Annotated in this window: 19 protein-coding genes; 10 read left to right on the plus strand and 9 right to left on the minus strand. The window is 56.5% G+C overall.

Annotated features, from left to right (window positions below):
* Window positions 1-90 precede the first annotated feature (90 nt).
* From ACIRQ6_RS13460 to ACIRQ6_RS13480, 5 genes are all read right to left on the minus strand, one after another.
* A complete protein-coding gene (locus tag ACIRQ6_RS13460) occupies window positions 91-432 on the minus strand; it encodes a hypothetical protein (RefSeq protein WP_420861119.1) in 342 nt (113 codons plus the stop codon).
* A 105-nt stretch (window positions 433-537) separates the two neighbouring features.
* Complete coding sequence (locus ACIRQ6_RS13465; RefSeq protein ID WP_420861120.1) at window positions 538-1410, minus strand: 50S ribosomal protein L11 methyltransferase; 873 nt, start codon at window positions 1408-1410, stop codon at window positions 538-540.
* Window positions 1411-1444: 34 nt separating this feature from the next.
* A complete protein-coding gene (gene msrA / locus ACIRQ6_RS13470; protein ID WP_420861121.1) occupies window positions 1445-2095 on the minus strand; it encodes a peptide-methionine (S)-S-oxide reductase MsrA in 651 nt (216 codons plus the stop codon).
* A 39-nt stretch (window positions 2096-2134) separates the two neighbouring features.
* Window positions 2135-3367 (minus strand): MFS transporter, encoded by a 1233-nt coding sequence (locus ACIRQ6_RS13475; protein WP_420861122.1) that lies wholly within the window; start codon window positions 3365-3367, stop codon window positions 2135-2137.
* 66 nt (window positions 3368-3433) lie between these two features.
* Window positions 3434-5623 (minus strand): primosomal protein N', encoded by a 2190-nt coding sequence (locus ACIRQ6_RS13480; protein WP_420861123.1) that lies wholly within the window; start codon window positions 5621-5623, stop codon window positions 3434-3436.
* 120 nt (window positions 5624-5743) lie between these two features.
* Here ACIRQ6_RS13480 and fsa point away from each other — a divergent pair, with 120 nt between their 5' ends.
* The 4 genes from fsa (at window position 5744) to ACIRQ6_RS13500 (ending at window position 8941) form a co-directional block, all read left to right on the plus strand.
* Complete coding sequence (fsa, locus tag ACIRQ6_RS13485; RefSeq protein ID WP_420861124.1) at window positions 5744-6397, plus strand: fructose-6-phosphate aldolase; 654 nt, start codon at window positions 5744-5746, stop codon at window positions 6395-6397.
* 162 nt (window positions 6398-6559) lie between these two features.
* Window positions 6560-7267 (plus strand): DUF484 family protein, encoded by a 708-nt coding sequence (locus ACIRQ6_RS13490; protein WP_420861125.1) that lies wholly within the window; start codon window positions 6560-6562, stop codon window positions 7265-7267.
* Entirely contained in the window at window positions 7264-8184 is a 921-nt protein-coding gene (locus ACIRQ6_RS13495) for a tyrosine recombinase XerC (protein WP_420861126.1), read from the plus strand. Before ACIRQ6_RS13490 ends, ACIRQ6_RS13495 begins: the two co-directional genes overlap by 4 nt.
* A 49-nt stretch (window positions 8185-8233) precedes the next feature.
* Complete coding sequence (locus tag ACIRQ6_RS13500) at window positions 8234-8941, plus strand: CDP-alcohol phosphatidyltransferase family protein (protein ID WP_420861127.1); 708 nt, start codon at window positions 8234-8236, stop codon at window positions 8939-8941.
* Here the strand turns inward: ACIRQ6_RS13500 and ACIRQ6_RS13505 are convergent.
* Window positions 8938-9966, minus strand: a complete 1029-nt coding sequence (locus ACIRQ6_RS13505; RefSeq protein ID WP_420861128.1) for a substrate-binding domain-containing protein — start codon at window positions 9964-9966, stop codon at window positions 8938-8940. The two genes, ACIRQ6_RS13500 and ACIRQ6_RS13505, sit on opposite strands and share 4 nt — an antisense overlap.
* 88 nt (window positions 9967-10054) lie before the next feature.
* Here ACIRQ6_RS13505 and ACIRQ6_RS13510 point away from each other — a divergent pair, with 88 nt between their 5' ends.
* The 6 genes from ACIRQ6_RS13510 (at window position 10055) to ACIRQ6_RS13535 (ending at window position 17237) form a co-directional block, all read left to right on the plus strand.
* Window positions 10055-11569 carry a tripartite tricarboxylate transporter permease gene (locus ACIRQ6_RS13510; RefSeq protein WP_420861129.1) on the plus strand — a complete coding sequence of 505 codons (1515 nt, stop codon included), beginning with the start codon at window positions 10055-10057 and terminating at the stop codon, window positions 11567-11569.
* Window positions 11566-12021, plus strand: a complete 456-nt coding sequence (locus ACIRQ6_RS13515; protein ID WP_420861130.1) for a tripartite tricarboxylate transporter TctB family protein — start codon at window positions 11566-11568, stop codon at window positions 12019-12021. Before ACIRQ6_RS13510 ends, ACIRQ6_RS13515 begins: the two co-directional genes overlap by 4 nt.
* Window positions 12022-12066: 45 nt before the next feature.
* Window positions 12067-13026 (plus strand): Bug family tripartite tricarboxylate transporter substrate binding protein, encoded by a 960-nt coding sequence (locus ACIRQ6_RS13520; protein ID WP_420861131.1) that lies wholly within the window; start codon window positions 12067-12069, stop codon window positions 13024-13026.
* A 65-nt stretch (window positions 13027-13091) separates the two neighbouring features.
* Window positions 13092-14495, plus strand: coding sequence for an acylating sulfoacetaldehyde dehydrogenase (gene sauS / locus ACIRQ6_RS13525; RefSeq protein WP_420861132.1), 1404 nt, complete (start codon window positions 13092-13094; stop codon window positions 14493-14495).
* Window positions 14492-15973, plus strand: a complete 1482-nt coding sequence (locus tag ACIRQ6_RS13530) for an AMP-binding protein (protein ID WP_420861133.1) — start codon at window positions 14492-14494, stop codon at window positions 15971-15973. Before sauS ends, ACIRQ6_RS13530 begins: the two co-directional genes overlap by 4 nt.
* A gap of 157 nt (window positions 15974-16130) precedes the next feature.
* Window positions 16131-17237, plus strand: a complete 1107-nt coding sequence (locus tag ACIRQ6_RS13535; RefSeq protein ID WP_420861134.1) for a CaiB/BaiF CoA transferase family protein — start codon at window positions 16131-16133, stop codon at window positions 17235-17237.
* Here ACIRQ6_RS13535 and ACIRQ6_RS13540 read toward each other — a convergent pair.
* Genes ACIRQ6_RS13540 through ACIRQ6_RS13550 form a run of 3 tightly spaced genes read right to left on the minus strand, consistent with a single transcriptional unit; the run spans window position 17227 to window position 20188 of the window.
* Window positions 17227-18168, minus strand: coding sequence for a sensor histidine kinase (locus tag ACIRQ6_RS13540; protein WP_420861135.1), 942 nt, complete (start codon window positions 18166-18168; stop codon window positions 17227-17229). The genes ACIRQ6_RS13535 and ACIRQ6_RS13540 overlap by 11 nt on opposite strands.
* The gene (locus ACIRQ6_RS13545) at window positions 18153-18836 is read right to left on the minus strand and encodes a response regulator transcription factor (protein ID WP_420861136.1); all 684 of its coding nucleotides are present in this window, start codon (window positions 18834-18836) and stop codon (window positions 18153-18155) included. The genes ACIRQ6_RS13540 and ACIRQ6_RS13545 overlap by 16 nt, the downstream gene beginning before the upstream one ends.
* Window positions 18833-20188, minus strand: a complete 1356-nt coding sequence (locus ACIRQ6_RS13550) for a DUF4173 domain-containing protein (RefSeq protein ID WP_420861137.1) — start codon at window positions 20186-20188, stop codon at window positions 18833-18835. Before ACIRQ6_RS13550 ends, ACIRQ6_RS13545 begins: the two co-directional genes overlap by 4 nt.
* Window positions 20189-20234: the final 46 nt, after the last annotated feature.

The following is a 20234-nucleotide window of genomic DNA, read 5'->3' on the forward strand; positions in this document are numbered from 1 at the left end:
TTTATCTAAAATGAGGTACCGTTTAAAAAACTGTTCGGCCGTCCCCAACACACCAACAGTCTGCAGGGGCCCGCCAATGCCTAAAATGGCTTACAAATAATAGTTAATGAACTGGGCGATAAAAGCCGTGACCGGATCAAGCTGCATCAGCCACGCACCTGCGCGTTCAATGCTGGTGCCTTCGGCCAAATCGGCAACCCGACCTTGATAGGTAATTTCCCCAAAAATCACCAACAGCAGCACTTTAAAGCCGAAAATACCTGCGATCCCTGCTACGAACCCCTTAAAGGGTATGGCAAAGTTACGACGGCGCGGGCGGGCGACAATCAACCCGTCATCCCGCATTTGGCTGTCCATACCGCGCGCCAACCGAGAATGTTTACGGTTAATGCGGCGCACCTTGGACGCGAATTCTAATTGTGAAGATCCCATTGTGGCAGCCTTCAAATAAAAGCCCCCGCCAGCAGGGTTTGAATAGGCTCGAAATGTGGCGCAAATGTGGCAATTACCTAAACGTCAGCTAAAAACACCAGTAAATTAACGCCTTTTTTGAAGCGTTAACGTTGTCCACTCTCCAATCTCGCCTTTTTTTGTCAGATTGTAGCCATTTTGTAGATAAACTTCCGTTACGTCAGCCGCCTGCTCATTCAAGATGCCAGACAGAATCGCATAGCCCCCCGCGGCCGTGGCTGCAGCCATGGAAGGCGCAAGGGCAATCAAAGGCCCCATGAGGATATTGGCAAACACAAGATCGTAAGGGGCTTTGCCCGCAATCTGCGGATGCTCCAGCCCAGCGGCTTCAAGGCAATAGACCAGATCCTGCAACTGATTGGCCGCACAATTGGCCACGGCGACATCGACCGCAACACGGTCAATATCTGAGGCCATCACTGGCTTGCCCCATTGGATTGCCGCCGCCATAGCCAAAACCGCTGTCCCACAGCCTACGTCAATCGCATTTTGGGCCTCAAACCCTTCATCGATCAAACCATCAAGTGCCTCAAGACAGCCCAATGTCGTGCCATGATGGCCCGTACCAAAGGCCATCGCGGCCTCGATCAACAAGGCATGCTTGTCCTGCGGCACTTGATCGGCGTCATGGCTGCCATAGACAAAGAACCGGCCAGCCGAGACAGGCGGCAGCTCGCGGCGCACTTTGGCCACCCAGTCTTGATCGGGGATTTCGCTGACAACAAATGGATTGGTATCAAAGGCTGCACTCAGCAAGGCAAGGGCCGCCTCGTCCGGGGCTTCTAGGAAATAGCCGCCAACCTCCCAAATGCCGGATCCGTCTTCGACCTCGAACACGCCAACGCCCGTGGGTTCGGGCTGCATGTTTTCCAAGGCCAGCCCAAGCCGTTCAGCAGGATCTTTTCCGGTAAGGGTTGTCAGGGCAGTAAACGTCGGCATGGGGCAGTCTCCTTTGCCCCACGCCATAGACTGTTTAAACGCTTAACCCAATAGGACAGGTTACGCCTGTGCCGCCAATCCCGCAGTAGCCGTTGGGATTTTTGGCCAGATATTGCTGATGATAGTCTTCCGCAAAGAAAAACGGGGCGGCTTGCTTGATCTCGGTCGTGATAGGGCCAAAGCCTGCGGCCTCAAGCCGAGGTGCAAAGCTGAGTGTTGAGGCATTGGCCGCGACCAGTTGCTCCTGCGTGGTTGTGTAAATCCCGCTGCGGTATTGCGTACCCATATCATTGCCCTGTCGCATGCCTTGGGTGGGGTCATGGCCTTCCCAAAAAACCTGCAGCAGTTGCTCGAAACGGATCACAGCCGGATCATAAACGACACGCACAACTTCGTTGTGGCCAGTTTGGCCTGTGCAGACCTCTTGGTAAGTGGCATTTTCAGTATAGCCTTCGGCGTAGCCAACCATAGTCAGATAGACACCGTCAAGGGACCAAAACATCCGCTCGACGCCCCAAAAGCATCCCATGCCAAAGGTGACAACTTCCATGCCTTCAGGCACATCCAAGGTCAGGGGGCGGCCATTGATAAAATGTGTCTCGGCTGTGGGGATCGGCTGATCGCGCCCTGGCAAGGCCGTCTGCGCCGACACCATTTCAATTTTCTTTCGGGCAAATCCGAACATCAGGCTCTCCTATTCTTGTGTGTTGACAGTAACATAGGGTCACTCGGCCGGCGCTGCCACTGCCGCGCGCAACACAGTCTCGTGTCCATCATGGGGGTTGCGCGGGATCAACAGCGACAACAGCAGCGAAATCAAAGCCATGCCAGTGGCGCACCAAAACACCAGCTCCGGCGAGGTGATCCAGATCAGGCCCAGTCCAAAGGGTAAAAACACCGCCGCGATATGGTTAATGGTAAAGGCCACAGCGGCCGTGGGGGCGATATCTGCAGGGTCAGCAATCTTCTGGAAGTAGGTCTTGATCGCGAGGGCAAGGCTAAAGAACATATGGTTCACAATATAAAGTCCACAGGCCACCGCTGCGCTAAGATCAAAAATGTAGACGCACGCATAAAGAGCGAAAACAAGGCTAAGGCCGATGTACTCAAAGATCAGCGCCGCACGTTCGCCAAAGAACCCTATCGCCCGTCCCATCAAAGGGGCCGCCCCCATGTTGATGACATGATTGACCAGATACAGCATCGTGATCTGGTGCAGTTCAAAGCCAAACTTTTCCACCATCATATAGCCCGCGAACACCATAAAAATCTGACGCCGCGCACCGGACATAAATTGCAGCGCGTAATACAGCCAATAGCGGCGGCGTAGAACAAACTCTTTGCGTTGCGGAGTGGGGCTGGCAAATTGCGGGAAGGCAAACATGCAATAGATCGCAATGGCCGCACAGGCCCCACCACCGGCCATAAAGACAAAGTTGTAAGACAGATCGAAGGTCTTCCAGGTAAAGACGATCAACGCGTAGGCCACCAAGGTTGCCGCTGATCCCACCCCGATCAGAATGCCCAGCATGCGTGGGGCATCCTCCGTTTTGATCCATTGCAATTGCAAGGACTGATTGACCGTCTCGTAGTAGTGGAACCCGATGGAGCTGATCATGGTGACGGTCAAAATGCCGCCCATTTGCGGGAACCACGCATAAATCGCCGTGGCCGCCCCCAACATCACAAGCGAGACCAAGCCCAGCACCTGCTCGCGCATGAACAACAAAACCGCGATAACGCCCACTGCGAAAAAGCCCGGAATCTCGCGGATCGAATGCAATAGCCCTAGGTCCGCCCCATCAAAGCCTGCAACGTCTTTGACAAAATTGTTCAGCGCCGCGTTCCACGTCGAAAAGGCCAGCGGCATCGCAATCGCCATCAACACCAACAACGCAATGGGCTGGCGCCAGATAGGCAGGCTTTTGGCCTCAGCTAGGGAGACTTCGGTGGTCATCCTATCGACTTACGCCTGTTTCTTGGCTTTGGCGAGAGGACAGATACGCCCACTCAGGCGATCCGCTCAGTAAAAACTCTGCGGATCGATATCGATGGACAGGCGCAGAGTGTTAGGCAGGCGGAACTGGGCGACCCATTTGGCCAAGGCCGCTTGGATCGGCACGGTTTTCTCGGCTTTGACCAACAGGCGCACGCGGTGGCGCCCACGGATGCGGGCGATGGGCGCAGGAGCGGGACCGTAAACTTGGGCCCCTACAGCCCGCAATGGCCCATCGCGACGCGCCATATCACCGCCCAGATCAAACACTTCTTGTACATTCGGACTGCTCAGCACGATCCCTGCCATCCGGCCATAGGGGGGCACGCCTGCCGCTTGGCGTTCCGCGGCCTCGGCCCGCCAGAAGCCTTCGTCATCGCCGCCCATAATCGCGCGAATGACAGGGTGTTCCGGCTGATAAGTTTGTAACATGGCTTGGCCTGCTGTATCGGCCCGCCCTGCCCGGCCTGCGACCTGTTGCATCAATTGATAGGTGCGTTCTGCAGCCCGCAGGTCCGAGCCTTGCAATCCCAAATCCGCGTCGATCACCCCCACCAAGGTGAGCTTGGGAAAATTGTGCCCCTTGGCGACCAATTGCGTGCCGATGATCACATCCGCCTCGCCTTGCCCAATCGCCTCGATCTGCGCCTTCAAAGCGCGCGCCGAGCCGAACAAATCCGACGACAGGGTCGCTACACGGACCTCGGGAAACAGGGCTGTGGCCTCCTCCGACAATCGTTCGACCCCGGGCCCCACAGGGGCCAGCTTGTCCTCGGCCTCACAAGCAGGGCAGACCGAGGGCATTGGTTTCGTCTCACCACACTGATGACAGACCAAACGTTTCAAAAACCGATGCTCCACCATGCGCGCATCGCAATCATCGCAACCGATCTGATGGCCACAAGCACGACACAGGGTGATCGGAGCATAGCCACGGCGGTTGATAAACAGCAATGATTGTTCACCCTTGGCCAATCGCGCCTCAACCGCCTGTTGCAAGCTCGGCGAGATCCAGCGCGTGCTGGGCAAATCCTCGGACCGCATGTCAACCGCCGTCAAAGTGGGCATCACCGCCGCCCCAAACCGCGAGGTCAAATCGATACGCTTGTATTTGCCAGCCTCAGCGTTCGCCCAAGTCTCGAGCGAAGGGGTGGCACTGGCCAAGATCACGCAGGCCCCAAGGATCGAGGCCCGCAGCACGGCCATGTCGCGTGCATTATACAGCACGCCGTCCTCTTGTTTGTAGCTGGTGTCGTGTTCTTCATCGACAACGATCAGCCCCAAATTGCGGTAGGGCAAAAACAACGCAGACCGCGCACCGACCACCAATTGTGCGTCCCCTTGGGCGACCATGCGCCAGCAACGGCGGCGTTCGGTCATGGTCACACCGGAATGCCATTCGGCGGGCTTGGCCCCAAACCGCGCCTCGACGCGGGTCAGGAATTCAGAGGTTAGGGCGATCTCGGGCAGCAGAACCAAGGCTTGGCGTCCTTGCCTCAGGCACGCCGCGACCGCTTCGATGTAAACTTCGGTTTTGCCTGATCCGGTGACGCCGCGCAGCAGCGTTGTGGAATAGGCCTCCGACTGGATCCCTTCGATCAATTGGGACGCACCTGCCAATTGATCCTCTGTCAACGCCTTACTCGGCAAGGACGGGTCCAGCAGCGGATACGCCGTATCGCGCGGTGCATCTTCCTCGCGCAAAGCCCCCATTTTGGCCAAGCCTTTGACCACAGATGTCGTCACATCCGCCATTTCCGCCAATTCGCGCAGGGTAAAAGCCAAGCCACCATAGTCGCGCAACACCTCCAGGACGCGGGCGCGGGTATCGGTCATCCGCGTCACCTCGGCCTCGCCCAAACGGTAGATTTTGCGCATCGACGGTGGCTCGCCCAAGCCCGGTGCGCGCGTGGCCAACCGTAGCATCGCCGACATCGGCGTCAGGGTGTAATCCGCCGCACGGGACAGGAACAGTTGCATTTCCTCACGCATTGGCGGGACATCCAACACACGGATGACACTGCGAATTTTGGCAATGTCGTAGTCGCCCTTGCCCGGCCCCCAGACAACACCCACCACTTTACGCGGCCCCAAGGGCACTTCCACAAAGGCCCCAATATGACAGCCACCCTCGGGCGCTTTGTAATCCAGCACACGGTCCAAAGGCTGGGTCGTCAAAACGCCCACCAACTGCCCCTGATCGAAATGCTGCTCCACGAAAAAGCTTCTCCTACCCAAGAAAATGTTAGCGCAATCATATTGGGGCTTTTGACGCCCCGCCCCTTCAGGTATGACACCCACAACCAAAAGGCCAACCCCCGACCAAGGACAAAACCCATGAAATTTTTTGTAGACACCGCTGAAATCGACGACATCAAAGCTCTCAATGACCTTGGCATGGTGGACGGCGTGACGACGAACCCCTCTTTGATCATGAAATCGGGCCGCGATATCCTCGAAGTCACCAAAGAGATTTGTGAGATTGTGTCTGGCCCCGTCTCTGCCGAAGTTGTGGCAACAGACGCAGACGACATGATCGCCGAGGGCCGCAAGCTGGCCAAGATTGCCGACAACATCGCCGTAAAAGTACCGCTCACTTGGGACGGGCTGAAAGCGTGTAAAGTCCTTTCCGACGAAGGTAATATGGTCAACGTGACGCTGTGTTTCTCGGCAAACCAAGCGTTGATCGCCGCCAAAGCCGGGGCGACGTTTATCTCGCCTTTCGTGGGGCGGTTAGATGATGTGAACATCGACGGCATGGACCTGATCCAAGATATCCGCGTGATCTACGATAACTACGGCTTTGACACAGAAATCCTGGTCGCCTCGATCCGCACCGTGAACCACATCACAGAAAGCGCGCGCATTGGCGCCGATGTGATTACAGCGCCTCCCGGTGTGATACGCAAACTGGCCGATCACCCGTTGACCGACAACGGGCTGAACGCGTTTTTAGCCGATATCAAAAAGGCCGGAATCAAAATCCTCTGATCCGATCTGAATTGCAAAACCAAGCCGCGTTGACCTGCCCGTCACCGCGGCTTTTTTGTCGCTCTGGGCAGGTCTGACCCAAATTTTCTGAACAACAGGATTCAAAATTTTAATTTTGCTGCTATAAGTCGAAAAAACGATAACAAATCGATTGAGACAGGCATGAGCACCAAGCCCCAAATTCGCGATGGGCTGCGCGATAAGATTATCTCGCACCCAGAAGTAATTCTAGAAGACCCCGAATTGATGAGCGCCCTCGTTGCGGCCAATGAACAAGGCCAAGCAGGGAACATCATCGATCTGCGTGGCATCGCCATGGAACGGTTGGAAAAACGGCTGGACCGTTTGGAAGACACCCATCGTTCTGTGATTGCCGCCGCCTACGAAAATCTTGCGGGCACAAACCAAATTCATCGCGCTATTCTGCGGATGATGGACCCAATGGAATTCGAAGGCTTTCTAAAGGACCTTAGCGGCGAAGTGGCCGACATTTTGCGTGTCGATTGCGTGAAGTTGGTATTGGAAACGGTGCAAGACGAAGAGGATCCCAACGTCAAACGCATGGGCAATGTCCTGACCGTTGCGGCACCCGGTTACATCGACACCTATCTGACCAATGGTCGCGGCGGCACTGTACGTCCGGTAACTTTGCGCCAGATGAAAACCAGTGATGACGCAATTTACGGCGAAGTGGCGGAATGGATCCGCTCTGAGGCGTGCTTGAAACTGGACCTTGGCGAAGGCCGTTTACCGGGCATGCTGGTCATGGGTTGCGAAGATCCGCATCAATTCAAACCGGATCAAGGCACTGATTTGCTGGCGTTTTTTGCAGGTGTCTTTGAACGGGCAATGCGCCGCTGGCTGTCATGACGATGGCCTCTCCCGCAGCGACTGATGCGTTGCGGACATGGCTTGATCAACAACGCGCCATCAATGGGGCTTCGGCCAACACTATCACCGCCTATCAGACCGATGTGCTGGGCTTTTTGGCCTTTATCACCGGTCACAAAGGCGAGGCGCAGGGTTTGGGTACACTGGCAAAAGTTACCTTGCCTGATATGCGCAGTTGGATGGCCCATGAGCGCGGACGCGGTGTGGGCGCACGGTCCTTGGCACGGTCGCTGTCTGCCGTAAAATCCTTTTACCGCTGGCTGGCCGAACGTGAGGGCTTTGAACCCACCGCCGTGCTGTCCACGCGGGCCCCCAAGTTTCACAAAAAGCTGCCGCGTCCCCTCGCACCGGACGCGGCCAGTCAAGTCATTGACATGATGGAGGCCCAGCCAAAGGAAGACTGGGTATTGGCCCGCGACAGCGCCGTTTTGACCCTGCTTTATGGCTGCGGTCTGCGTATTTCCGAGGCCTTGGCCCTGACTTTGGCAGACACGCCCTTGGGCGATGTGATCCGTATCACCGGCAAAGGTGGCAAAGAACGCATCGTGCCCGTATTGCCTGCTGCGCGGGCTGCAGTGGCGCACTACCTAGACCTTTATCCGGGCATTCTGACGCCAGAGGCTGCGATTTTTCGCGGTGTGCGCGGCGGGCCGCTGACGCCCCGCACCATTCAAAAAGCCATGGCCGATGTGCGCATGCAACTGGGCTTGCCTGCCAGCGCCACACCACATGCAATGCGCCATTCCTTTGCGACACATTTGCTGAACGCAGGTGGGGATTTGCGCGCGATCCAAGAACTGTTGGGGCATGCCTCATTGTCCACAACCCAAGCTTACACAGCCGTCGACACCGCCCACCTGATGGAGGTCTACGCCAAGGCCCATCCCAAGGCCTAAATTTACGATGGCCGTTGCTTGTGCCTAAAAATTAGGACATGAGAGAACCATGACGCCCCAGACCCGTGCCCTCCTTGTTCACCTGTTCACTGCAACCGGTGCCGTGTTTGCCATGTTGGCCATGCTGGCTGCAGTAGATGGCAAATGGTCGCTGATGTTTGTCTGGCTTGTGGTGGCCTTTGCTGTCGACGGTGTCGATGGTCCCTTAGCGCGCAAATACGACGTAAAACAATACGCCCCCCAGTTTGACGGGGTACTGTTGGACTTGATCATCGACTACCTCACCTACGTCTTTATTCCTGCTTTTGCCTTGTTCAAATCCGGGCTGTTTGAGGGGTGGACGGGGTGGTTTGTCATCATTGTGATCACCTTTGCCTCGGCTATGTATTTCTGCGATACACGCATGAAAACAAAAGACAATTCATTCTCTGGCTTTCCGGGCTGTTGGAATATGGTTGCAGTTGTCGTCTTTGCACTGGAACCGAATTTCTGGGTGATTTTGGCGCTTGTGACGGTTTTGGCTGTGGGGATGTTCTTGCCACTTAAGTTCGTGCATCCGGTCCGAACAAAACGCTGGCGGGTTGTCACATTGCCTATGGCGCTGGCGTGGGTGTTCTTTGCTGGGTGGGCCGCATGGGTGGATTTCGACCCTCAAAGCTGGGCACACTGGGGTCTGATCGTCAGCAGTATTTACCTGCTGTTTGCGGGTATTGCCCAGCAGGTTTTGCCGGAAAAGCCGCTTAAGACGACCAGCTAAACCGGATGCGTTGTGGCGCGCAACATCAACGCCACATCGCATTTATCCCGGATTGGGCCGTCCAGATCACCAGATATCAGCGCCGCCAAATGATGCCCTGCGCGGGTGCCGATCTCATCCGCAGGCAGCCGTATCGTGGTCAGGGCCGGTTCCATTTCAGCCGATCCACGAAAGTCGCCTATGCCGATCACCGACAAATCCTGTGGCACATTTAGTCCTGCCACATGCGCTGCATAAATGGCCCCCTGCGCAATCACATCATTGCTGCACAACAGCGCTGTGGGCCGGTCCGTTTGTGCCAAAACATCAATGCACACGCGTTTGGCATGGGCCAGAGAATAGGGCGCTTGAAACACCCAATCCTCGCGGGGGGCACATCCGGCCTGCGTCAAAGCCTGTAGGGCGCCCGCTTGCCGGTCCCCTGCCCTGTCATTGCCGTGCAAAGGCGGGAACACCAAGCCTATTTTGCGGTGCCCTTGGGCCAACAAATGCTGGGCGGCCATAGCTCCGGCGTCATGATTGCTGGCCCCAATGCAGGAGACATCCGTCTCTGCGCCATAATTCCAAAGGGTCAACATCGGCACCTGTTGCTGGGTCACAAGGCCAAGGGTTTCATCCGCATGGGTCAACCCAATCAGCGCGACCCCATCCACGCGGTGCTCTAAGAATTTGCGCAAAACCGCATATTCACGATCCAAATCATAGCCGTGGCTTGCCATCAGCAGTGTAAATCCCGCCGCATCCACGGCATCCGAGAAGGATTGGATCAGCTCGGCAAAGATCGTGTTGTTCACCGTAGGTACGATCAAACCTATGGTGCCAGATCGTTTTCCATGCATGGCTTGGGCTGCGCGATTGCGAATATATCCCAGCTTCTTGACGGCGCCTTCGATCTTTTTGCGAGTCGATGGCTTAACCAAATCAGGGTGATTGAAGGTCCGTGACACCGTCGAAGGGGACACAGCTGCTGCCTTAGCGACAGCTATAATATCAACTTTATCACTTTGATTTTTAGATGTTTTCATCGCTAAAACGTACCCAAAATGAAAACATTTGCAAAACTATTTTCATTCCCTACCTTTCTACTCCTCACTTTGGGTTGGGAGGCCCTGAATGGAGTTTATTTATTACTTCGGCAATGTGTTCGAACCGGTGTCATTTGCCCTGCTTTTGGTCGGCACCATCGGTGGGCTGATCTTGGGGGCAACCCCGGGCCTGTCACCGACCATGGCCGTAGCTTTGTTGATCCCCTTCACCTTCCATCTAGAAGCGACCCAAGGACTGATTTTGCTGGGGGCCGCTTATACATCGACCGTAGCCGGCGGGGCAGTTTCAGCGATCTTGCTCAAGATACCCGGTGCGCCTGCCAACATCGCCACGACGTTGGACGGGCACACGATGGCGCGAAAGGGACAAGGGGCCAAAGCGCTGCAACTCAGTTTCCTCGCCTCAGCCGTGGGCGGCATTTTCGGTGTCCTTTTGTTGATATTCCTAACACCTGTGCTGGCTCAATGGGCGCTGGCCTTTGGACCGAGCCACCTCTTTTGGCTCGCGATTTTGGGCGTGACCGTCATCGGATCGCTGGATAGCAGATCCGTGGTCAAAGGCCTGCTGTCGGGCTGCATCGGGCTTTGGCTGGCCACCATTGGCTTTGACGATATCATGGGCGCCCAGCGCTTCATCTTCCATCCGGCCCTCGGCGGCGGCATCAACATCATCGCTGCATTGATCGGGCTTTTTGCGATCCCGCAGGTGCTGACCATGTTTGCCAAAGGTCGCACGGACAACAGCGCCGAAGTGATCGAGGTGGAAAAGCATTCCATCGTGGACGCCTTCCGCGAGTTGTTCAAACGCACGCGTGCATTGACCATCGGCACCATCACAGGATCCATCGTGGGCCTCATTCCCGGTGTGGGGGGCCAAATCGCGGGTCTTGTGGCCTATGACCAGTCCAAAAAGTTCAGCCCTGAATCCGACAAGTTCGGGACAGGCCATTCCGAAGGCGTGATCGCCGCAGAAAGCGCTAACAACGCGATGGTCGGCCCATCACTGGTGCCGCTGCTGACGCTGTCGATCCCCGGATCGCCCACTGCGGCTGTGTTGTTGGGCGGCCTTTTGATCCATGGGATTTTTCCCGGTTCAGACCTGTTTGACAATCACCCCGACGTGGCGTGGACCTTCATCAACTCGATGCTGATAGGCCAAGTTTTGATGTGCCTCTTTGGGCTTTATGTGGCAGGGCTTGCGGCACGCGTGGCCAAGGTGCCGCAATCTGTCATGGCAGCTGTGGTTCTGGGTCTCGCGGTCTTTGGCAGCTATTCAGTGCAATCCAGTATGGGCGATGTTTATGTCATGGCCGCACTGGGCATCATGATGTATTTCCTCGAACGCTACGGGTTTTCCGCAGCACCTTTGGTCTTGGGCCTGATCCTTGGACCAATCGCCGAGGCGAACTTCATCCAAGGCAGCATGATCGCCAATGCAACAGACGGGCTGGGACAGTATTTCTTTGCAGGCACTTTGAACTTTGTGCTGATCGCAATTGTCATTCTTAGCATCGGCTATTCAGCCTATATGGAACTGCGCACGCGGCGCTACATTACCAAAGAAGAGGTGATGAACCTATGACCCGCACGCAACATATCATCCCCTCGGGCATCGTTTTCGCCGTGGGTGCATGGGTGGCTTTTGTCAGCTACACCCAACAACCCGCCGAGGCATTCCTGTTCCCCCGCCTGATTGCTACGATATTTGTGGTGCTGGCCGGATGGACCTTTGTCAAAGCCTGTCTGGGCTGGTCAAAAGTCGGCGAAGGTGTGACGTGGGGCATGATCCGCAACCTCATTCCGGGTCTGATCGTGGCCGGTGTCTATATCTTTTGGGCGGCCAAGGGACTGGGGTTTTACACCGCCACCACGATCGCCTTTTTCATTCTGCTGTCCTTGTATGATCCTGCCTCGCATGGATCGCCAAAAACATGGATCAAGCGCATCATCATCACGGCCTGCTTTATGGCCGTTATGTACGGTCTCTTCGCAAAACTTCTCAAAGTCTACACACCGCGAGAGATATTTTTCTGAACCGCAACAGCGGCAGAGTTCAACCATCCTAGGGAGGATCAAACTATGAAGAAACTACTCGCAGGGGCCGCCATCGCGCTGTCCATGATTGCAGGGTCGGCTGTGGCCCAAGACTATCCCGAACGCCCGATCATGATGATGGTCAGCTATGGCGCTGGCGGGGCCACCGATTTCCAAGCCCGCATCGTGACTATGACGGCTGGCAACGAAGACGCGCTTGGCATGCCTATCGCAATCATCAACAAACCCGGTGCTGGTGGCCGCGTTGGCTGGAACTGGTTTGCCACGCAGGCCGACAATGACGGCTACACCCTGTCCGCGTACAATGTGCCGCACTTTATCGCGCAGGGCATCAAAGGCGGCGTGGAATATTCCGCCAACAGTTTCGAGCCCATCGCCAACTGGGGCGCTGATCCTGCCGTCTTCGTTGTGGCGGCTGACAGCGAAATGAACTCCATGGATGACGTGGTCAACTTCGCCAAAGCCAATCCCGGCAAGCTGACATTCTCGGGCGCAGGTCTGTTTGTGGGTCACCACATCGCAGCGCTGCAACTCGAGAAAGCCGCTGGCGTGAAAATGGCCTATATCCCAACCAAAGGCGGCGGTGCTGCGGCGATGAAAGCGGTAATCGCAGGCGATGTTATGGGCGGTGTAAATAACCTTTCTGACGCGTTCCGCGCACGCGAGGCAGGCAACGTCAAAATTTTGGGCGTGTTTGATCTGGAACGCAATGATTTCATGCCAGACGTGCCAACTTTGATGGAAAGCGGCTATGACGTGGACAACGCATCGGTGAACTTCCGTGGCATCATGGTACCCAAAGGCACGCCCGAGGATGTGATCGAAAAACTGGCCGCAACTGTGCCCGAAATGTTCGCCAACAGCCGCGTAGCAGGCAAGATGAAGGCAGGCGGATCGCCGATGCACATCATGACCCGTGACGAGGTCAAAGCCATGTGGGCAGCCCGTGAAACCACGCTGAAAGAATTGCTGGCAGGCCTTTAAAGCCGGTTCAAAAGATCAGATGCGGCGCGTAATGTGCCGCATCTCCAACCATAGGAACGCACCCCATGAACGCACAGGATCATCTGGCCCAAGTTGAGGCAATTGTCGCCAGCGCGCGTGCGGCTCAGGCCAAGTATGAGGTCGCAGGCAGTCAGGCCAGATACGACCGTGCGGCGCAAGCCGCGGCTTGGGCGATCATGGAACCCAGCCGCAACCAGCATTTAGCGGAACTGGCTGTACAGACCACTGGCCTTGGTAATGTTGCCGATAAAATCACCAAAAATCACCGCAAAACACTGGGTCTGATGCGTGATATCGCAGGGGTCAAAACCCATGGCGTGATATCGGATGATCCTGCCACAGGCATCACTGAAATTGCCCGTCCTATTGGCGTCATCGGCGCGGTTGTGCCATCAACGAACCCTGCAGCAACACCTGCCAACAACATCATCAACGCATTGAAATGTGGCAACGCCATCGTGATGTCTCCGTCTCCCAAAGGCGTGCCCACCTGCGAAGTGTTGCTAAGCTATATCCATGCAGAATTTGCCAAGATCGGCGAAGATCCCGATTTGGTGCAAATGGTCCCCGCGCCGGGATCCAAGGAAAAAACCCAACGCCTGCTTGAGATTAGCGATACGATCGTTGTCACAGGCAGCCAGAACAACGTCAAACGCGCCTATACCTCTGGAACGCCAGCGCTGGCTGTGGGCGCGGGCAATGTGACGGTGATTGTCGACGAGACCGCTGATCTGACCCAAGCTGCCGCAAAGATCACAGCCTCAAAAACCTTCGATAACGCCACCTCATGCAGCTCGGAAAACGCGCTCATTATCTTGGACGCGATCTGGGACGATTTCATCACAGCGATGGCGGCGCAAGGCGGCGTGTTGGTCCATGACGAGGCCGCGATTGTGGCCGCCCTTTGGCCCGATGGTCACCTCAACCGTGCGGTGATTGCCCAAGACGCAGCCCCCATGTTGGACGCGCTTGGCATGTCCGAAAAAGTCCCTTTCGGCACAAAATTTCTGGCGGTTGAGACAACCGGCATTGGCCCGGAACACCCGCTGTCCGGCGAAAAGCTCAGCCGGGTTGTGGCCCTGTATCGTGCCCGCGATTTCGCAGATGCCACAGATATAGCTGCCCGTATTTTGGACCATCAGGGGGCCGGTCATTCCATCGGTCTGCATTCCACCGACCACGACCGCGCGATCACACTGGGCACCAAAATCCCCACTTGCCGGGTCATTGTAAACCAGGCCCATTGCTTTGCCACAGGCGGGGCCTTTAACAATGGCATGCCGTTTTCCTTGTCCATGGGATGTGGGGCGTGGGGCGGTAATTCCATCGACGACAATTTGCATTGGAAACACTTCCTGCAAACCACCAAAATCGTCCGCGAAATCCCCAGCAACGAACCCAAAGTCGAGGATATCTTCTCCGACTATTGGGCAGCAGTCGGAAAATGACCCATCCCCCCCAAGGCACGGTGCGTGATTGGCTGGATCAGCGCGCGAACGAGGGCGGTATCGCCTTTGTATTTCCTAACGAGACCAAACAACTGACATGGGCGCAGTTGCGCGATTGGGCAGACGGCATTGCCCGCAACATTACCGAAAAGGGGGCAGCCCCGGGCGAGAGTATCGCCCTGATCCAGCCCAACGGCTTTGAGGGGATACTGGCGCTTTTTGGTGTGCTCTACGGCGGATTTCGCGCCACGATGATCAACCTTGTCGCAGGTGACGAGGCGATCAGCTATGCCTTGGATCACAGCGATGCGCGCTTGGCCTTTGTCCACGATGACCAGAAAGAACTGCTGGCCCGCACCATGCCTGCGCGCGGGATCCGACCGCTCAATCCCTGCCAAAAAGGCACGGCAGATCTGCACCCGATCACGGAGCAAACCCATGCCTTGCTGATGTACACGTCTGGCACGACAGGCCAACCCAAAGGCGTTGTGCACACTCATGCGTCGCTGCTGGCAGGCGGCTGGACCACGGCCATGGCCCACGGCCTGACCCCGCAGGATCGTGGCCTCTGCGTGCTGCCGATTTATCATATCAACGGCCTGTGCGTGACAGTTATGGGCAGCCTGATCGCGGGGTGCAGTCTGATCATGTTGCCGCGCTTTTCCGCCAGCGGATTTTGGGACACTGCCCAGGCCCATGAGGCCACGTGGTTTTCGGTCGTGCCGACAATTATCAGCCATTTGTTGCATGGTGCGGCTGATCCTGATGCGACAACAAAGCGACGACTGCGGTTCGGGCGCTCGGCGTCGTCGGCGTTGCCAGTGGATGTGCACCGGGCTTTTGAAGAACGCTTTGGCGTGCCGATCATTGAAACCATGGGCCTGACAGAAACAGCCGCGCAGATCCTGTCAAATCCGCTACCACCTGCGGAACGTAAAATCGGCTCTCCGGGGCAAGCTGTTGGAAATAGGGTCAAAATCATGCACCCCAAGGGACCCAGCAACGAAGGCGAGATTGCAGTGCACGGCCCCAATGTCATGGCCGAGTACCTCAAAAATCCGCAAGCAACCGCTGACACCTTCACGCGGGACGGGTGGTTGTTGACAGGGGATTTGGGCCGCATGGACGCCGATGGGTATGTTTATGTGACGGGCCGTTTGAAGGAATTAATTATTAAAGGCGGCGAAAACATCGCGCCGCGTGAGATTGACGAGGCGCTCTATTCCCACGCCGATGTCGTCGAGGCCGCTGCCTTCGCCCGCCCCTGTGCCACCTACGGCGAAACCGTCGAGGCCGCCGTGAAACTGCGCAGTGGCTCGGGCGTAACACCCCATGCCCTGATTGATCTGTGCCACACCCGCCTTGGCCGTTTCAAAAGCCCGGATGTCATTCATATTCTGGACGATTTGCCAAAAGGGCCGTCGGGCAAAATACAGCGCAGGAAATTGACCGAGTTACCTCACAAAGCTTTGGGATGAGCCTGCCCCGCGGCCATGACGCAAGAAAGGTCTTTGGCATGGCCTATGGGCGGAAGATACGATGATACGGCAATTGTACCTGCCACAATAAATGCCTTGTGTTTTGCCGGATACTTGGGGACCTTGGCGACAAAGACACCCGCACAAAGGACAGGGCATGACCCCACTCAAAGGTCTCAAAGTCGTTGAAATGGCACGTATTTTGGCTGGCCCTTGGGCAGGTCAGGCCCTTGCGGATCTGGGCGCTGAGGTGATCAAGGTCGAAGCCCCGCAAGGCGATGATACCCGCCGTTGGGGGCCCCCGTTCATCGAACGCGATGGCGATACAACGGCGGCCTATTTCTATGGGGCAAACCGGGGGAAAACCAGCGTGACCATAGATTTTTCCACCCCCGAAGGCCAGGCACAGGTGCATGACCTGATCGCCGATGCAGATGTATTCATCGAAAACTTCAAAGTCGGTGGGCTGGTCAAATACGGGTTGGATTATGCCGCCTTAAAGGCCCGCAATCCACGCCTGATTTACTGCTCTATTACCGGCTTTGGTCAAACCGGCCCCATGGCCCATGAACCCGGTTACGATCTGATGATCCAAGGCCTGTCAGGGCTTATGTCGATCACCGGCGAAGCGTCAGGCCAGCCGCAAAAAGTCGGCGTTGCCGTGACAGATGTGGTGTCCGGCCTCTATGCCACCATCGGGATCCTTGCCGCCATGCAACAGCGTCATACAACAGGATTGGGCCAGCACATCGATATGGCGCTACTCGATTGTGCCACGGCCATGTTGGCCAATCAGAACATGAATTATCTGACCACAGGCACGCCCCCCTTGCGCAAAGGGAATGCGCATCCAAATTTGGTGCCTTACCAAGTCGTGCCCGTGTCCGACGGTCATATCATCGTGGCCGTGGGCAATGACGCCCAGTTTCAACGGTTTTGTACCGTTTTGGGTGCCGCGCATTTGGGCGACGATCCAGACTATACCACCAACGCCCAACGCGTGGCCCATCGCGACGCTCTGACCGCTCTGATAGAACCGCTTACAGCCAGTTTTTCGGCGCAAAACCTGTTGGATGGCCTGCGTGAGGCCAAAGTGCCATGTGGGCCGATCAACACATTGAAAGAGGCCTTTGATAGCGATCAGATCAAGGCGCGTGGCTTGCAAATATCGCCTGAAGGCGTGCCAGGCGTCAAAGGCCCTTGGGTGTTTTCAGACGCCCAGCTTGCACTGGACCGAACTGCGCCGAAACTGCCTAAAAGCTGATCTCAAACGCCGCACCTGTATCGCTTGGGATCCAGGTAATTTGCCCCCCGTGGGTCTCGAGGACTGCCGCCACAATGGCCAGCCCCATACCCGTCCCGCCACTTTCGCGTTTGGTGGTAAAAAACGGTTCAAAGATCTTCTTGCTGTTGCCCAAGGTGATGCCAGACCCGTTGTCGGCGACATGTAGAACCCCTGCCTCATAGCGCAACGTCAGGGTCGTGGCCCCATGATCCACTGCGTTTTGAGCCAGATGGTCACACACCATTTGAAGGGCGGCTTTGGACATGGGCAATGGATCATCACCCGTCAGCACCACGTCAAGATGCGCCAGCTCCAGTTCAGAAAGGCGCGCATCAGGCCCGTCCAAAGGGATGCGGCTGGCCGCAAGGGCGCGCAGCCCGTCCAGCAGTCGCTGCATCCGGTCGCTGGATTGCCGAATCAGCTGGGCCAGTTGCGCCACCTCGGCAGGATCTTCGCTTTGATCCAGCATCTCGGCCGCGCCTTGGATCGTGGTCAGGGGGGATTTCATCTCGTGGGTGACATGGGCGGAATATTGTTGCAAGTTGCTGTGGCGATGGTCCAAAGCCGCGGCCATATCCATCACCGATTGACCCAACCGCTGCATTTCCGGCGTGCCGTAATGCGACAAAGGCGCTTGGGCATCCACATGGCCTTGAGCCAGCCCTTCGGCCCGTGTGACCAGCGCATTTACAGGCCCCAGGATCAGCCGCCACAGCAGATATCCCAACAGGCCTGCAATCGCCGCAATACCAAAGCCCAACAAAGCCGCCGCCTCGCGCCAGCCCATCATTGGGCTAAGGTCACGCAACATCACAAGGCCCGCCATAGGCAACAGCAAAACAAAGCCTAAAACCCCACCAAGGATCAGCGCCAAAGGCGGGCGCCATTTTTGATTTATGCGGCGCTGCATGAACCCATCCGCACCCCAACACCGTGCACTGTTTCAATGGCATCAGCACATCCCGCCGCCGCCAGTTTGGCCCGCAGATTGCGCAGATGGCTGTCCATCGTGCGATCCGACACATGGATGTTCACGCCGTAAACCCGGTCGGTCAAACGGGGTCGCGCAATAGGCGTGTCCGGTTGGCCCATCAACTCGGACAGGATCGCCATTTCGGTACTGGTCAAAGCAAGGTCTCTGTTGGCCACTTGGCATTTATGCAACGTCGGTTGCAGCACCAAAACCCCGCGCCGCAACACGTGAGGCTGGGCTACCCCACCACTGCGCCGCAAAACCGCACCAACCCGCGCTACTAATTCGCGTGGCGAAAAAGGTTTGGTCACATAATCGTCGCCCCCCATCTCGAACCCCAGAATGCGGTCAATTTCATCATCTCGGGCTGTGAGGAAAATAATCGGTGTTTGTTGGGTTTGACGCAGCTTTTGGCAGACTTGCAAGCCGTCCATTTCGGGCAAGCCAATGTCGAGAATGATCACATCCGGCGGATCCCGACGGGCCTGATCAAGGGCTGCTTGACCGTCAGCGGCCATCTGCACCCTGTAGTCGGCCTTTTCCAGCGCAATTTGCAGCAATGTGCGGATCTGCGGATCATCATCTACCACCAATATCTGTTTCATCGCGCAGTCTCCATCTTTGGGGTCAGGCTATTTGCAATTGAAGCGGTGCGAAAGTCCCATTGACGCCAGTCATGAATGCGTGGTCCCTTCCTGCGATAGCAACGGTCTACCTTGCTCAGAACATGGGCCGCCATCGGCCCTAGACGGCAGGTATAGCGGGTGTCAAACCGCTCGCCGGCCTCCAGCATGCCCACGTTGTGACGCGCGATCGTGGCAGGCAGGTTCACAAGGCTCATCCCATAAAGCGCCACGGCCCCCAGTATGCAGGCCTGTTGCAGGAAACGCTGCAACGGCAACTCGCGAGCCGTGTTGACCATCAAAATCCCCAAACCAAAGGCCACAACAGCCATCCAAGCCGCCGCCCAGACCCGCAAATGGGTCAATCCGTAAGCAGAGACATAGGCCTCCAGCCGCATGGCTGAGGCTGCCACCAGAAGGATCGTCTGCGCGATCCAGAGCACCAACAACAGTTTGAGTGCTCCGGGGGGATTAGGCGCCTGCCGCACGATCACGGCAAAACCACCAGCCAGCAGGGCTGTGACCAGCAATGGATAGGCACCGCGATGCACGTATTCGCCCATGCTCATCCCCTCAGGCAGCTTGGCACCGCCTGAAAGGATCGCAAAATCGGTCAGAGTTTGCATCAGAAACAGAAGGTTGAAAACAATCAGCGCGTTGCGCAATGCAAGCATTGGAATGGGAAGAACCACGTCTCTATCTTGGGTGTTTGACCCTGCCTTGGGCGCCCGACCAAGTTGGGTTAAAGGCCACAAAACCATAGCAGAGAAAGCAAAAAACCAAACCCGCCCAGCATCTATATCAATGCCGCTTAGCCCTTGGGCCCAATTGGCCAGCACGGGATTGGCCACTAAGAACAACCCGCCAAATCCTAGGGCCCCCACAACTGCCACGCCCCAGTTTTGCAAAAAAGATCGCGCAACGCTGCCGTCCACTTGAACCATATGTTTGGACGACTTCGCCACATCCCATGGCAACAAATAGATCGCAGCCAAAGCAAGTTTTATCAGCGATGCTTTGAGATCTGTCAGATACCAGATCACAGCACAGAGTGCCGCAATCGAAATGCACCATGCCAGTACCGTTGCTTGGATCAACAGCGGGACAACACCCACCAAGAAGATCCAAAAGGCCACAAATACCTGACGGCGATTGATGTTGTTACGCGTGGCCCAAATCACCATGCCAAAGGCCACAAAAGAGGCAAGGGCAAGGCTAAGCCCCCCCAAATCCGGCAGCAGCAGAAAGTTCCACATGGAGGCTCCGCTGGCCAAGACCAGTGTGCTCCACGGGGCCGGTATGCCTGCCCATAAAAATCGATTGAGTGTCGTCATGATCCTGTCCCATCATTGATCCATTTGGACCGCTTTTGGGACAGGG

It is taken from the genome of Algirhabdus cladophorae (assembly GCF_044772865.1).
In the GTDB taxonomy this organism is placed as follows: domain Bacteria; phylum Pseudomonadota; class Alphaproteobacteria; order Rhodobacterales; family Rhodobacteraceae; genus Algirhabdus; species Algirhabdus cladophorae.

Bases quoted from the DNA above. Each gene is read 5' to 3' on its own strand.
- ACIRQ6_RS13510 (WP_420861129.1), top strand. From the start codon at position 10,055: ATGGAGTTTATTTATTACTTCGGCAATGTGTTCGAACCGGTGTCATTT.
- ACIRQ6_RS13460 (WP_420861119.1), bottom strand. From the start codon at position 432: ATGGGATCTTCACAATTAGAATTCGCGTCCAAGGTGCGCCGCATTAAC.
- ACIRQ6_RS13540 (WP_420861135.1), bottom strand. From the start codon at position 18,168: ATGCAGCGCCGCATAAATCAAAAATGGCGCCCGCCTTTGGCGCTGATC.
- ACIRQ6_RS13490 (WP_420861125.1), top strand. From the start codon at position 6,560: ATGAGCACCAAGCCCCAAATTCGCGATGGGCTGCGCGATAAGATTATC.
- ACIRQ6_RS13545 (WP_420861136.1), bottom strand. From the start codon at position 18,836: ATGAAACAGATATTGGTGGTAGATGATGATCCGCAGATCCGCACATTG.
- ACIRQ6_RS13505 (WP_420861128.1), bottom strand. From the start codon at position 9,966: ATGAAAACATCTAAAAATCAAAGTGATAAAGTTGATATTATAGCTGTC.
- ACIRQ6_RS13465 (WP_420861120.1), bottom strand. From the start codon at position 1,410: ATGCCGACGTTTACTGCCCTGACAACCCTTACCGGAAAAGATCCTGCT.
- sauS (WP_420861132.1), top strand. From the start codon at position 13,092: ATGAACGCACAGGATCATCTGGCCCAAGTTGAGGCAATTGTCGCCAGC.
- ACIRQ6_RS13550 (WP_420861137.1), bottom strand. From the start codon at position 20,188: ATGACGACACTCAATCGATTTTTATGGGCAGGCATACCGGCCCCGTGG.
- ACIRQ6_RS13515 (WP_420861130.1), top strand. From the start codon at position 11,566: ATGACCCGCACGCAACATATCATCCCCTCGGGCATCGTTTTCGCCGTG.
- ACIRQ6_RS13475 (WP_420861122.1), bottom strand. From the start codon at position 3,367: ATGACCACCGAAGTCTCCCTAGCTGAGGCCAAAAGCCTGCCTATCTGG.
- msrA (WP_420861121.1), bottom strand. From the start codon at position 2,095: ATGTTCGGATTTGCCCGAAAGAAAATTGAAATGGTGTCGGCGCAGACG.
- fsa (WP_420861124.1), top strand. From the start codon at position 5,744: ATGAAATTTTTTGTAGACACCGCTGAAATCGACGACATCAAAGCTCTC.
- ACIRQ6_RS13495 (WP_420861126.1), top strand. From the start codon at position 7,264: ATGACGATGGCCTCTCCCGCAGCGACTGATGCGTTGCGGACATGGCTT.
- ACIRQ6_RS13535 (WP_420861134.1), top strand. From the start codon at position 16,131: ATGACCCCACTCAAAGGTCTCAAAGTCGTTGAAATGGCACGTATTTTG.
- ACIRQ6_RS13520 (WP_420861131.1), top strand. From the start codon at position 12,067: ATGAAGAAACTACTCGCAGGGGCCGCCATCGCGCTGTCCATGATTGCA.
- ACIRQ6_RS13500 (WP_420861127.1), top strand. From the start codon at position 8,234: ATGACGCCCCAGACCCGTGCCCTCCTTGTTCACCTGTTCACTGCAACC.
- ACIRQ6_RS13530 (WP_420861133.1), top strand. From the start codon at position 14,492: ATGACCCATCCCCCCCAAGGCACGGTGCGTGATTGGCTGGATCAGCGC.